At 35.0% G+C, this 14,214-nt stretch carries 14 protein-coding genes, 1 tRNA gene and 1 pseudogene; 5 read left to right on the plus strand and 11 right to left on the minus strand.

All coding sequences use genetic code 11. From position 1 onward, the window contains the following. Positions 1-18: 18 nt before the first annotated feature. The 3 genes and pseudogenes from PPBDW_RS09695 to PPBDW_RS09705 all read right to left on the minus strand — a co-directional run bounded on the left by PPBDW_RS09695 (position 19) and on the right by PPBDW_RS09705 (position 1,707). Positions 19-660 carry an AcfA family outer membrane beta-barrel protein gene (locus PPBDW_RS09695; protein WP_036795150.1) on the minus strand — a complete coding sequence of 214 codons (642 nt, stop codon included), beginning with the start codon at positions 658-660 and terminating at the stop codon, positions 19-21. Positions 661-816: 156 nt separating this feature from the next. Next, positions 817-897 (minus strand): annotated as a pseudogene (locus PPBDW_RS22915) (4Fe-4S binding protein); the annotation flags it as partial. A 381-nt stretch (positions 898-1,278) separates the two neighbouring features. Beyond that, on the minus strand, positions 1,279-1,707 hold the full coding sequence (locus tag PPBDW_RS09705; protein ID WP_036795151.1) for a lysozyme inhibitor LprI family protein: 429 nt from the start codon (positions 1,705-1,707) through the stop codon (positions 1,279-1,281). A gap of 258 nt (positions 1,708-1,965) precedes the next feature. On the opposite strand from PPBDW_RS09705, the gene PPBDW_RS09710 reads away from it, so the two are divergent. Beyond that, positions 1,966-3,273 (plus strand): hemolysin family protein, encoded by a 1,308-nt coding sequence (locus tag PPBDW_RS09710; protein ID WP_036795152.1) that lies wholly within the window; start codon positions 1,966-1,968, stop codon positions 3,271-3,273. A 43-nt stretch (positions 3,274-3,316) separates the two neighbouring features. Here PPBDW_RS09710 and PPBDW_RS09715 read toward each other — a convergent pair whose 3' ends face one another. Together PPBDW_RS09715 and PPBDW_RS09720 are read right to left on the minus strand one after the other, a co-directional pair. Further along, on the minus strand, positions 3,317-3,790 hold the full coding sequence (locus PPBDW_RS09715) for a carbohydrate-binding protein (protein ID WP_036795153.1): 474 nt from the start codon (positions 3,788-3,790) through the stop codon (positions 3,317-3,319). A 119-nt stretch (positions 3,791-3,909) separates the two neighbouring features. Further along, on the minus strand, positions 3,910-4,191 hold the full coding sequence (locus PPBDW_RS09720; RefSeq protein ID WP_036795156.1) for a lipoprotein: 282 nt from the start codon (positions 4,189-4,191) through the stop codon (positions 3,910-3,912). A 308-nt stretch (positions 4,192-4,499) separates the two neighbouring features. On the opposite strand from PPBDW_RS09720, the gene PPBDW_RS09725 reads away from it, so the two are divergent. Together PPBDW_RS09725 and PPBDW_RS09730 are read left to right on the plus strand one after the other, a co-directional pair. Next, positions 4,500-4,871, plus strand: coding sequence for a hypothetical protein (locus PPBDW_RS09725; protein WP_036795158.1), 372 nt, complete (start codon positions 4,500-4,502; stop codon positions 4,869-4,871). 177 nt (positions 4,872-5,048) lie between these two features. Then, positions 5,049-6,578 (plus strand): methyl-accepting chemotaxis protein, encoded by a 1,530-nt coding sequence (locus tag PPBDW_RS09730; RefSeq protein WP_036795159.1) that lies wholly within the window; start codon positions 5,049-5,051, stop codon positions 6,576-6,578. A 433-nt stretch (positions 6,579-7,011) separates the two neighbouring features. Here PPBDW_RS09730 and PPBDW_RS09735 read toward each other — a convergent pair. The 5 genes from PPBDW_RS09735 to PPBDW_RS09755 all read right to left on the minus strand — a co-directional run bounded on the left by PPBDW_RS09735 (position 7,012) and on the right by PPBDW_RS09755 (position 11,018). Next, positions 7,012-7,102 (minus strand) — tRNA-Ser (locus PPBDW_RS09735). An 80-nt stretch (positions 7,103-7,182) separates the two neighbouring features. After that, positions 7,183-7,977: an ATP adenylyltransferase family protein gene (locus PPBDW_RS09740; protein ID WP_036795160.1), complete on the minus strand. Its 795-nt coding sequence runs from the start codon at positions 7,975-7,977 to the stop codon at positions 7,183-7,185. Between the two features lie 20 nt (positions 7,978-7,997). Continuing rightward, positions 7,998-8,387 (minus strand): hypothetical protein, encoded by a 390-nt coding sequence (locus tag PPBDW_RS09745; RefSeq protein WP_036795161.1) that lies wholly within the window; start codon positions 8,385-8,387, stop codon positions 7,998-8,000. Between the two features lie 110 nt (positions 8,388-8,497). Continuing rightward, on the minus strand, positions 8,498-9,337 hold the full coding sequence (locus PPBDW_RS09750; RefSeq protein ID WP_107187473.1) for a TPR end-of-group domain-containing protein: 840 nt from the start codon (positions 9,335-9,337) through the stop codon (positions 8,498-8,500). A 532-nt stretch (positions 9,338-9,869) separates the two neighbouring features. After that, positions 9,870-11,018, minus strand: a complete 1,149-nt coding sequence (locus tag PPBDW_RS09755; RefSeq protein WP_036795163.1) for a polysaccharide export protein — start codon at positions 11,016-11,018, stop codon at positions 9,870-9,872. Positions 11,019-12,214: 1,196 nt separating this feature from the next. Here PPBDW_RS09755 and PPBDW_RS09760 point away from each other — a divergent pair. Continuing rightward, positions 12,215-12,691, plus strand: coding sequence for a hypothetical protein (locus PPBDW_RS09760; RefSeq protein WP_036795164.1), 477 nt, complete (start codon positions 12,215-12,217; stop codon positions 12,689-12,691). A gap of 69 nt (positions 12,692-12,760) precedes the next feature. On the opposite strand, the gene htpX is transcribed toward PPBDW_RS09760, so the two are convergent. Next, positions 12,761-13,645, minus strand: a complete 885-nt coding sequence (gene htpX / locus PPBDW_RS09765) for a protease HtpX (RefSeq protein ID WP_036795165.1) — start codon at positions 13,643-13,645, stop codon at positions 12,761-12,763. A gap of 377 nt (positions 13,646-14,022) precedes the next feature. Here htpX and PPBDW_RS09770 point away from each other — a divergent pair, with 377 nt between their 5' ends. Beyond that, on the plus strand, positions 14,023-14,187 hold the full coding sequence (locus PPBDW_RS09770; protein ID WP_036795167.1) for a hypothetical protein: 165 nt from the start codon (positions 14,023-14,025) through the stop codon (positions 14,185-14,187). Positions 14,188-14,214: the final 27 nt, after the last annotated feature.

The raw sequence follows: 14,214 nt of genomic DNA on the forward strand, positions 1-14,214 counted from the left end.
AAATTTATTTATGACGTATTAAAAGAAATACGTTGTATTAACAGTTACGTTACCACCATTTGCAGTACTATCAACATAGTACTGCATTGCTGCACCAATATTGATATTACGGTAAACGTTATAATCAATACCAATACTTGCAATTACACCAAATTCGCTATTATTTTTGCTCTCGCCACCAACACGCGGCACATTATATTCAAGTTCATCATTTAACACGTGCTCATATTCATCTTGTACTGATGATGAATAATCATATTGGGTATAAGTAATACCAGCACCTACTTTTAATTGTACTTTTTCTGTTAGCGCATAAAAATAAACTGGCTTAACACTAAATTGTTTTACATTAATATCAGCTTCCCACTCTCTTTCATGGGTATAGCTATTATTATTTACTAGTGGAAAATGCTGACTGGTTGAGCCTTCTAATTCAAATTGCTTATAGCCCAGCTCAATACCAATATTATTACTACGATAACCAACAAAACCACCAAATGTCGTTGATGAATTGCTTGGCGTAACTGTTTTAACATCAGTACTAAAATGAGTACTAAAATCATGGTTAATTGATGCGGCACCGACTTCAAGACCAACATATGGCCCAGCAAATACTGGTGAGCATAGTAAAGCTAACGGTAATAATAATTTGTTGTTCATGGGGTTATAAGCATCCAAAGCTCTTTCGTTGGAGTAACTTTATAACCATAAGCGTGAAGAATTCGTGAAGAAAGAGATGAGATGCAAAAATATATGTAATCAATAGAGGGTAAACACCACCATAAAGAGACATTTATCACAAATAATGACAACAATTTACTCAACCAAACTTAATGTCATTGCGCCAATATAGCAACTGCTGCGACATAAACCACAACCATCACAGCGACGACTATCTAATTGTGGTGGTTGATTGTATTAATAACCAATACTTGTGTGGACACTGCTGCTCACACGCTTTACAGCTACTGCACAGTTCAACAAATAAAGCCTCATCTAATGCTGTCAGTGAGCGTGCTACGGTACGAATAACCTTCGTGTTTGCAGCAATTATTTATTGGTTTATTCCACGACTGATTAAAGCACGGCCAATACTCTTTACCATGCTTGAGTATAATTTTTATACTATTAGCCGATCTCACTAGTCGTGGTATTTTTTACGGGCTTCATATGACCGTTGGTGTGTAATATAGCCTTTATCATATAAACTTATACAGCTTAACTTTAGGCCTCCAGTATACTAGGAGGCCTTTTTATTGGCATTGATAAAATAATAAATTAGTCTGTATCGACGATTGGTTTAGGCAATATAGCCGTACTACTGTCCATTGGCCGTAGATAATTTTCCCATAACGTCAATGTCCGTTGTTGGGTTAATGCTAATTTACAAGATAATGCCATGACACCACGAATAGTCCCTTGTTGCCACTGTGTGTATACCGCACTACATTCAGCATCTCGATACTGAAGCCATTGCTTTTGCGCCATTTTTATTGCTTCAACAAGTGGTTTATCGGTATTATTTTGTTGGATACTTTGGATTAAATATCGTTGTAGCTGTTGATTAGCCGCATCAAATTTATCTTCGGCACATTGGTTTATTTCAAGTGTGGTATAAGCATTATCGCAGTCTACCTTTGTTGTTTGTATCGTCGCCATGACTGAACTTGATACCAATAACCCACTTATTATCCATAACTTTTTCATTTGTGCCCTCGCACTATTTGGTTTTCATTATTATTTGGCTATTTTTATATTAACTATTTAATCTTGATTTGGCTTATCACACTAAATTATGGCGCTGTTTCAAATATAATAAATTATTTAACTGAAATGTGGATTTCCTATTTTCACATGCGAGTTATAATGAAAATTGAAGTGGCCTAATAGGCGATTCACCCTATTTGGCGGACTTATTTATCGATTCTCATCGTAAATTCGCCTATTGTATTGTTAGGAGTTTTAATGAGTATCGCAATTCTTGTATTTTTAGTTATTCTGAATGGCTGGTTTGCTATGTCAGAAATAGCGTTAGTCACATCGCGAAAAAATCGTCTCCAAGTACTTGCTGATGATGGTGATCCATCTGCGATAACAGCCCTAAAATTAGCCAATAAGCCAACCACTTTTTTATCCACTATCCAAATTGGTATAACTATCATCGGGATATTAAATGGTGTTATCGGTGAAGCCGCTCTAGCCGGACCTATTTCTTCATGGTTAACGGCATTCGGTATTCGAGCACACACAGCATCGGTTTCAGCGACTATTATTGCAGTGGTTATTATCACTTATTTCTCTATTGTTATTGGTGAGTTAATCCCTAAACGCTATGCACAAGTTAATGCTGAACCATTAGCATTACGTGTTGCTCGTCCTATTGCATTTTTGTCACTATTATCTCGCCCTTTTATTATCTTATTAGCGGGTTCAACAGAATTATTCCTAAAAGTTTTTAGCAAAAGTACCACTAATAGTAACCATTTAACGGAAGAAGACATTAAAGCAATTATAACTGAAGGATCTCAAACTGGTATTATCCACCAGCAGGAACATACCATGGTTCGGAATGTTTTCCATTTTGATGATCGTAAAGTTTCATCAATGATGACGCCAAGAAATGATATTAGTTATCTTGATCTCGACCATGCTGTTGAAAGCTATCAGCAAAAATTACTTGCGAGTCCTTTTTCATGTTTACCGGTTTGCCGCCATACTGTTGACGATGTTAAAGGTACAATAACTGCTAAGCAATTATTGCGATTTGAACTTGATAATCGCAGCGATGATGCCAAAAATATAGTTGATTATATTACTCAACCGCTATTTATCCCGGAAACATGGACTGGTACAGACTTACTTGAAATGTTTCAAGACTCTGGAACTGAAATAGCTTTTGTGGTTGATGAATATGGTGATATTCAAGGTATCGTCACACCACAAGATATTCTAGAAGCTTTAACCGGTAAATTTACCACTCAAGATCCGACTGATGTATGGTCTCAAAAAATAAATGATAACCATTGGCACCTTGATGGTCTGATCCCCATCACTGTCGTTAAAGATTTATTAGATTTAAAAAAACTGCCAGACGAAGATCAAAATGGCTATCAAACATTAAATGGAATGTTAATGTGGATCAAAGGTGGACTTCCACAAAGTGGCGATATTATCGATTGGCAACATTGGCGATTTGAAATTCTTGCCATTGAGCACAACCGCATTGAGAAAGTGAATGTTTACCCATTAGTCTCATCTCAACCAGAGCAATAACACTCACTCATGAGTATCTGCTTTCATCAGCAGATACTCGATATTAGTTTACTCGTGACCATGCATCACGCCAATGTTGTGTTTTACCTGGTGCGTAACCTTCCAGCTCACACCATGGTGTTGCTGGCCAATCACGACAACGATAAACATTACCATTAGGCATACGTACTCTATCGCCAGCACTGTATTTCACCCCTGCACGATAACGGGTTACCTTAAAATTATTGGGTTTAATATGATTATTATCGTTATCAATCAGGCGAACTAACTTCCACGGACCAGATTCATTATCACGCTGAGGACGGTCACCTTGTGTCCACCACTTCGCTACCCATAATCGTCCTAAATAACGCGTACTATCACCTTTGGTGTACACGGTTTCTTTATTCCATGTTTGTAACCCTGAGCGCTCACTCGGCAATGTTGTTGGACGATCATTCGCTTGTGCAACTAACGATACCGAACTAAGTGACAATGCACTCAGCACACATATAACAAGCAATGTGCTTTTTTTCATAATGGCAGCTATCCCTATTTACACATACAATGCGGTACCCACTGCTGATATTTTATAAATTAAAAACAAAAATAACAGATAATTAGCACATTATTTTGTAAGTAAGGGTATCGAAATATTTAATAGCCGCCTGTTTTTCGATATTCTTCTTCCGCAAACTTCTTACCTTCTTCTGCTGCTGCTTGGCATGCTTGAGGGTCAACATCACCACGCTGCAATACATAGTGAGTCAATTGTTGCGCTTTTTGTGTGCGATTGAAGAACTCATGATAACCAATATTACGACATAACTCCCAAGATGAGACACCTGCTGCATTATCAACGGTATAGCTATTTGACGGTGTTCCCGCACAACCTGTTACCACAACCACTATAGCCGCCGCTACTATTATCTTTTTCATATTTATCCTTGTTGGTGAGCAATTAATAATAACACTCTCTTTATTGTACTAAAGGTAATGCTTATTTAGCTGTGATTGTAGTCTACAGCTCCACACTATAACAACTGAATCTGTTTTATCTATCCCACCAATAATATAGATAGTTATTACGCTTATTTAGCTTATGGTTAAGTCAGACGCTGACATCGTATTTTCAAATGATATGCGCCGCTATGCGACAATAAAAAATTTACCTTTACGCTGGCAATTAAAGCCAATTTAGCATAAGTTGCGGGGCAATATTAATACCGTGATCAGGATGCTTTCCCATGAACCATTTTCAGAGCTATTCTCAGCTCCTTCCTTGCTTTGATTGTCGTAAGAATACTGCTGAAGCAGACCTAGGTTGGTTAACACCAGCAATGTACGATAGTGTCCAGCAACAAATTACTGCAATCATTACAGGTGACACTGCTTTTGGCGATGACCTTACAATGATCATTACTTGTAACCCAGAAGATGCACGTGATTACTTATTATTAAATGCATTTGGTTACACCGAAGATGAATTAATCTCAAGTGGTATTGATGCAGATGATCTTCAAGAAATTGAACAAGAAATCGCGGCAAGTACGACGGCACTAGGTCAAGTGACTTTTGAGCACGAAATCGCACTACAAGCTTGTGATAAATGCGCATAAGCTAGCTAACGGGGGATTTAACTCCCCCCTTTTATTAATTTTACTTTTATACTTATTTTTTTGTTAACGACATCAAATAACAAGCAAATATAAATAGCATTTAAACACCACCTGTTTACGTTTTGTTTTTATCTTCTAATATCACCATATACAATCAATATTATATGGTGATCTATAATGTTATCACTCAATACAGAAAAAGAAATCCCACTTAATTTATCAAGTCAAATTGTCTCAACGACAGATATAGATGGTAACATTACTTATATTAATGATTACTTTTGCGATATCTCTGGTTATTCCCAAGAAGAGTTAATAGGCAAAAATCATAATATTTTGCGTCACCCTGATATGCCAGACTGTGTATTTGGTGATTTATGGAAAAGCATTAAACAAAAACGTTATTGGCGAGGTGCGGTTAAAAATAGATGTAAAAATGGTAACTTTTATTGGGTTGATGCGTTTGTCACGCCTCTCTTTGAAAACAACCACGTTATAGGATATCAATCAGTACGCCTCTACCTTGATCCTAAAGCACGACATAAAGCTGAAGTTTTATACCGTCAATTACATCAAACCCCAACGCTAAAACGTACCATACCCCTCAGAATAAAATGGTGCTTATATACTTTATTAACTGTCATAACTTTAATACTAAGTTTTAGTGTATCTAATTATTTTAATATTTTATTTCCAATTCTTAGTATTGGCTTATTTTATCGAGAACTAATTACGTATCCTCGCTGGCTACAAAAATTTGAACGTAAGCATAATAGTTTGTCACAAGGCATTTTTAACGATAACGTTAATAATATTGCAGAATATATAATCACAATGAAAGATGCACAAATACGTACAATATTAGCTCGGACTCAAGAAGCAACGCTAGAAGTAGATAATGAAATAACAACTATTAGTGCACTTTCAGTTAATTGCACTAATAAAATTAAACAGCAAAGTTCCCATTTAGATGGTATCGCTACAGCCATTGAAGAAATGTCATCAAGCATCAATAATGTTTCTGAAAACTGCCAACACACCTTAGTCTCAGCCTCAACGGCAGAATCTTCCTGCCAAGATACTGAAGCTTTAGTTATGATCACAACTGAACATATTGTAGAGTTAACAACTGAAATTAATGAAACAAGTGAATTAACAACTAAACTTGCCACTGAAGCAAAGTTAATAACCTCAATTCTTCAAGAGATACAAAGTATTTCAGATCAAACGAATTTACTTGCACTTAATGCAGCTATTGAAGCGGCACGCGCAGGTGAACACGGCCGAGGGTTCTCTGTGGTTGCAGAAGAAGTAAGAGCGTTAAGTGTACGTACACATACAGCCACCTCTCAAATTCAACAATCAGTAAATTATATTGTCCATTCTCTTAGTAAAATTGCCTCACGAATGGAAAAAGGTCTGAATAAATCTAATATATGCGTTAATGATATTAATAATATGGAATCTAAACTTAAAGAAATATTTACCTTAATGACAGAGATATCAAATTTATCAATTCAAATATCAACAGCAACAGAACAACAAGCTACAGTATCTAAAGATATCAATAAAAATAGTCATCAAATTTATGATAGCTCTAAAAATAACCTCAAGGAAATGGAAGCTATTAATCTTAGTATGATTCAGATGAAACAAAGTTCATTCAAACTCGTGACATTATCTAAAGCATTTAATGAAGGTAGTTAATTACAATCCATATAATGGACCAATGATACAAACAACAAGCCACTGAATAAAATAAATCATCGCCCTTTTTCCATGTATCAGAATAGCCTAGGGAATGAGAGAATTTTAACCCGCTTTTATACAGACATAAAAAAACCGCCAATAAATCAGTGGCTTCCTTTAATGTCGCGGAGCTGCTTTGGGTATTAGAGGATTTGAACCTGCTTTTGTACAGACATAAAAAACAGCCAATAAATCAGTGGCTTCCTTTAATGTCGCGGAGCTACTTTGGGTATTAGAGGATTTGAACCTGCTTTTGTACAGACATAAAAAACAGCCAATAAATCAGTGGCTTCCTTTAATGTCGCGGAGCTGCTTTAGGTATTAGAGGATTTAAACCTGCTTTTGTACAGACATAAAAAAACCGCCAATAAATTAGCGGTTTTCTTGAATGTGGCGGAGAGATAGGGATTTGAACCCTAGATACGCTATAAACGTATGCCGGTTTTCAAGACCGGTGCTTTCAACCACTCAGCCATCTCTCCATAACAGTTATATTAATCACAACCTTATCAGTTGTAAAGTCAATGCTGCGCAACTGCTTAAATATCAAACGATTATAGCGCTATTTTTCCTGAAAACCACAATCGGCTAAAAATCGCATGAAACCATAATTTTCTAGCCATGCTAATTGCTGCTCAGAGCTGACCAAAAAACGACCGCTAAAATTCACACCGTGACCTGATAAGGTTTCTACTTGGTTTTTAACCCTTGGGATAATCAACATCCAGCGTTCGGTTAATAAAATATTATAAGGTAAACACTCATTTAAACCATTTACTAACTTAGTGGTATTTAACTGTAATGATTCCATTGCATTTAAATAGTCTGCATATAACTGTTTTGGGTTCAACGCTGAATAAATAAATACCGCATGTTTAAACGGAAGCAGCCCACTAACAATATGAGACTCTAACGGAATAGATGTTCTCACTAACTGCATGTGACGATGCATTTGGCTAGAGCCTGCATCATGACCTGAATTGAAGAAACCAAGTACATCACTACGTGTAATACCTTTAACCCATGCTGTAAAATCCGCTAAGGTTAGCACTGATGTTTGTGGTATATAATCTTTAGCACAAACCAATAAATGAGGAACAACGATCGGAAAACGATTTAATAAACATACATAATCCGTATCCATATCCGTTATATAATCGCAATTAGTATATGGCGCAACGAAAGGATCTTGTGCTGAAACAGCAGGAGAATGTTTTATTTTCATATTATCAGTAAGTAAATTAACAATGTAGTTAACTCCTTGTTGCTGATAAATAATATCGTCACTGGTTAAAGGTAATAAATCACCGTTACCCAATGCTAGTTTAGTTTTTTCCTCACAAGCATTCCACAGCATTACTTTGTCCCTACTTTTAATTATGCATCGTTATCTTGAGAGCAATCATCACAGTTTTGAAGTACTATTTCATGGCTAAATACAGCAACACCTTCTGTAGTCATATGTTCAGAAATTTGATCATCAATATCAGCAATTACTGTTGGTTTAATATTTCCATGGTTAATTTCTGACTCAGAATGATCATAATAATTCAGCAATAAATAATCTTTTGCTTCATCTTCTGAGCAAATAATCTGTACGGTAAAATAAGGTTCATAATCACTGCCCCGTTTTTTTAACATTACTTCAATTTGCTCGATAACATCTGCTTTCATGCTCGGTGTTAACCAACCAAGGTCGGTTTTAGCATTACGAGTATGACAATTAAAACAAGGTAATTCATAAGTATAAAACTGAAAGTTAGTCATATTAGTTTCTCTTAATTTTTATTCTAATTATAAAATTAAGCTTATTCAGTTTTTTTTACTAGCATTAAAAATGCAATGTTGAGTTGTAATTACAGACATGACTAAAACAATTAATCTTCTACAGTAATCAGTAATAATTCAAAACGCTCATTACCACGTAAGTTTTCGAAATCATCTTCATCGGCTGCAAGTTCACGTAATGATGTACTATCTTTAATTGCACGTTCTAAATCAGAGATCGCTTGTTCTTCTACCCCTAAACACGCATAAGCACAAGCTCGCTGATATAAAGCATGTGCATTAGTATCATCCACTTCTAATACTCGATTACATAGGCTTAATGCCCAATGAAATTCACGCATTTCCATTGTTGCGTCGGCTTTATACGTCAATGCCTCTAAATCACCAGGACGAACTTTTAAAATTTCATCATAAATTTCTACCTTTTGCTCTGGTGTTTGTGAGCTTTGAGCGCGAAGCCATAAATTATGTACTTCGTTAATTTTTTCTATTTCTCGATTATTTTCACTAATAATGCGTGTTTTTCGCTTTAAGTCGCGTTCTAAAGCTTTGAACTTTTGTTCATAACTATCAGCTATATCTTTTAACTGTAGTTCAGCCATACGTTTAGTATTTTCTTTTATTTCACGCATTGACTGCCAACCGATTAGTGCAATTAATGATGCGACGCCAGCAATAATATAAAAGAAATACGTTACTGTAACATTGGCGTAATTCATTGATTTATCTGCAACGGCCAATTCTCTATCAGTAATATCAAGGGTAATTCGACGTTCTAGATCTTGCTGATCCATCCGTAATGATTTCAATTCATCAAGTACATAACGTTCAATCATAGGTTTGTCATAAATACTTTGCTCTGAATAGGGTTTGTTATTATTGACATCAGCGGCATGAGCAATAGTTACTGGTAGTACAAAACAAAGCATCACCACACCCAATAATCTTTTAAACATAACCTACAACCTTTCACCAACAAATTGATTTTATATAAAACAGTTCATAAACATAACATCTTTAGTTTTTGCATTGTCAGTTTAGATTTAAAATCAATAAAATACGAAAAAACATCATCCTTTTTTAAAAAGTAGCATCTAAGCCTCATTTTTGCCAAAAAGTCTTTTTTTGATGAAAATTAATTCTTACAAAGCAACAAATACAATCTAGGGTTATAGCTGAAAGCCATTGGCATTCAACCTCTCAGACACGGATATGCAGGAGAGTATATGAAAAATAACAAGGATAAATCGTTATGGCTAATTCCAGCGGGCGTTAGCTTATTAATGGCATTTTTAGGTGCCGTCATACTGATACCGATGATGTAGCTTCATTCGGGAGATGCTGTTTATCTCCCTCTCCCTACTACATGCATATTGCTTTATCTGCGTATATAAAAAAGGGAGGCTATTTTAAGCCTCCCTTTTGAACGTTATCAATTATATAACTTCAATCTAAATCCAATTATTTAAGATTAGTATAATAATTAAAACCTTCAGATAAATTATTAAAGCCGCTAATAGTTGGAACAATCTGACGAATAACACGGTTCCAACGTGCAATCGGTGCAGCAGTCACATAAACAATATCATATGGCTGTAATTCAAACTCGGTACCAATAACCAACGCTGTCGCATCTTTAATGTTTAATTGATAAACATTAGCAATCGTTTTATCGTTTGGATTTTTCTTAACGTCATCGCGTGTTGAGCGAATAACAAAAATACCAGTGGCATCAGCTTCAAGCTCATTAATACCGCCAACATTACTTAATGCTTCAGTTAAGCTCATACCAGCACGATCAATCTTAAGTAGCTTAGGCTCATTCACTTCCCCCATAACAAAGACCTTTTGATCATCGTTACGTGGTACATGAATAATATCACCGTTTTGTAGCAATCGATTTTGAAGCAAATCACCACGTTGCATTAAGGCGTATAATGAAATTTTCTGATCTTTACCATTACGCGTTAATGTTACATTACGCCAATCAGCATCAGCAGCTAAACCACCTGATTTGTCGATCGCATCAAGTAATGTAAGAGGTACATTGCTAATAGGTTGTTGACCTGGCGTTTTAACTTCGCCAGTAACATATGCTTTTTGCGATCGGAAAGATGCTACATTAACATCTACTTGAGGGCTTTCTATATAAGCAGATAATCGACGCGAGATAATCTTACGTACTTCGGAAACAGTTTTTCCTTCTACATATACTTTACCAATATACGGATAGAAAATAGTACCGTCAGCATGAACCCAGTTACCAGCTTCACTTGCGCTACGGTATGCACCTGCTGGAATTGTTAATTCTGGATGATCCCAGATTGTAACGTTTAAAATATCACCAGGGCCAATATGATATTCATAATTTGCTAACTCAGCTTCCAAACGTGGGTTTTGCTCAGCTTTCACTTTCTGAATACGATACTGATTAACAGTATTCGCAGTAAGAGGATAAACATTAACGCGATCTGATAAGTTAGTACTGTCGCCATCGGCAACTTTGACAACATGCTTACCATCAAGAGTTAAGTTTGAACCAGGTACAGTACACCCAGCTAAAGTTGATGAGATTAATGCCGCTATTAGAATTTTCTTTGTCAAATCCATTATAAATTCACATATGTTGTTAAAATAAACTACCGTAATGCACTTCTATCTAAAATAATTCAACAATAGTAGTACAACGCAATAATTAACAAACTAATTATTGATTACGATGATTAATATCTAGAGCTTTATTCTTACCATACTTATCATTGAAATTTAATATGGTTTTAATTTCGAATAAACCTGAGGATTCAGCTACATTACCGAATAGATATCCTCATTTAGCTTATGCTAGGTAATCTGTATGTGTTATAAATCACATAAAAAAATGAGGCGATTACTAGACTCTCATTCTCTCGTTTTTATAGCAATACTCGTACCTATAAGGGATCAACTTTTAGATATCAAAATAGCAATCCGTAATAATTTTCCACCATTAGAATCGCAAGCTACACATTATAAAATATTCACTATATAAATATGATTCCTCATAAAACAGTCGTACTAACACTGCTATAATGAAAAAAGCAACAAGCTCTTATATAGATATATTGTTAGCGCTGTAAGATACTTTGTAAATCAGGTCTAAGAATATGATATTAGTTAAAAAACAGCCATTAAATTAAAATATTAAATTAAAATAAAATAAAAAAACCATTTATCACAGAATAAAAATCCAATAAAAACAATAATATAAAATAACAACCAATATAAAAACGTAAAAAAACACCGCTATTAAGACTAATCAGTCGTGGCTCAAGTTTTCTGATTTTCAGATTAAATCAGGCTTGAATCATTTTAATTATAAATGCAACGGTAATCATTAATTATTAACGATGATATAAAAGTTATTGTTATATAAATCATAAATACTTAAAGTGTGAATTTATACCCTAAACCACAAATATCATTTTTAAAATATCTCCTTCTTTTTTAAAAAGATATCTTAAATAAAAATTATTGAGTAAATAGCATTACAAATAATCGCGTATTTAAATAACAACGATTCATGAAAACTATTTTTAATAAATTTAATATTCCATTTTTATTTATTTTAACCTTTTAGCATGTATCTATAATCACATCACCAATTATATAGTACATTCCTCTATATAATTATTTATCGAGCGTATTTTATACTATCTAATAGATGATATATAAATAATGAATATATCATTATTGATTACACAGTATATCTACAATAAATACAAAACTCATAACTTAAACCAATAACAATATAAAGATCAATAACTGTAATGAAATTCAATAATATAATTGATACTGTAAAATTCTTCCCTTTCTATTTACTTTTTGCTCCTTTTTGGTTTTCTAATGGTGTCGTTGATAAGTTTTATGGCGTTTTCTTTGGTACCTATGCTGGTGATAGTTGGTCAGGCTGGAAAGAATACATCGCTGGTAACTGGGCTAAAAAACCTATTACTGACTTTTTATTAGTACCATTTTTTGACTACCTTTTTCCTGTACTAATGTTATTACAAGTATTACCGTTTATTCTATTAGCAGTATCATTTCTGAAAATGGAATTCATACCAGGTAAACCAAAGCTATGGCTAAAAGCAGGTATTCTTGCATCTTTATTTGTAACGTCAGCAATGTGCTTTAGTCAAACGCTAGCTGGAACTTCTGATGTTCAGTACTTATTCCAATTCTGGAGTGTTTCACTTCTTGGTTTCTGGTATATAGAAAACCAAGAAAAAGCACTATTAAAATAATAACTTAAAAAAAAACCCTCAGAACTACCTCTGGGGGCTTATGTTATTACTGATGTGTTTAGTAAATAATTACTTTATATACTCACCGCGACGCAATGCATCAATACGTTTTTCTAATGGTGGGTGGGTCATAAATAGTTCTGATAAGGATTTCTTACCGTTAATACCAAACGCCATCATAGAGCCCTCTAAATGAGGCTCATGACTCACTTTTAAACGTTCAAGCGCAGCAATCATTTTGTCTCGACCAACCAACTTTGCAGAGCCAGCATCAGCATAAAACTCACGATGACGGCTGTACCACATCGTTAAAATGCTTGCTAAGAAACCAAATAATACTTCCATGATTGAAGAAACAATAAAGTAAGTCATGTAGCTACCGCCACTCTCGCCTTCTTCACTGTTATTATTGACACCACTAATCGCACCAGCAACAAGACGAGAAACAAAGATCACGAATGTATTTACTACACCTTGCATTAACGTCATGGTTACCATATCACCATTAGCAACATGGCTAATTTCGTGAGCTAATACGGCTTCAGCCTCATCACGAGTCATGCTATGCAGCAATCCCGTTGATACTGCCACTAATGCATCATCACGCTTAGCACCTGTTGCAAACGCATTAATATCAGGTGCATCATAAATAGCAACGGTAGGCATACCAATGCCAGCTTGCTCTGCTTGGCGAGCAACAGTATTAATTAGCCAATGTTCAGTTTCATTACGTGGACTATCAATAACAACACCGCCAACTGAACGTAACGCCATTGACTTTGACATCATTAACGACACTAATGATCCACCAAAACCAAACAAAGCAGCCATCACTAACAATCCAGATAGGCTGCCAGGTTTCATTCCTGTTACCGCATAAACAATATTAAGCACAATACTAAACACTATCATTACGGCAAGGTTCGTTGCTAAAAACAACGCAATACGTTTCATATCTATTATTTTCTCCAATTGAAAGGACATTACCAATCTGGTTTTTACTTTATAGATCGTATTCTAGCGCCTTATTGGTACATTAAGGCGATTATTACCCACTATATTCAAATAATATGGCGATAAGTTAAAGTGCTAAATTGTTACCAATTCTTATCAGCTCTGTATTTATGGCTCTTTCATCATAATGTAGCGTCAAGAAATCATTATTATTTAATCAAAAATTGGCACCTTTCACCTTTAAAATAGCTTCTTATTGCTAAAATAAGTGATGATTAGACTTTGGTAGTATTGATTTCATCACATAACTCGATTATTGTTTACACATTGTTATGAAACAATGCACACAAAAAGACATGATTACACAGGGAGGGTTCATGGCTAATAATGAAAATTATCAAGTTGCTATAGACATTTTACGTTGCCATCTTGGGATGTCCATTGATGAAGCACATAAAGAGCTTGGCCTTGATCAAGTTGGTAATCCAACGCCAATGACAGAAGTACAGGAAAGACTAATGGGGCTTAATTCAGCTAATTAGTTATACAACTCAATTAAAACAAAAGGC

The organism is Photobacterium kishitanii, assembly GCF_000613045.3.
Lineage (GTDB): Bacteria > Pseudomonadota > Gammaproteobacteria > Enterobacterales > Vibrionaceae > Photobacterium > Photobacterium kishitanii.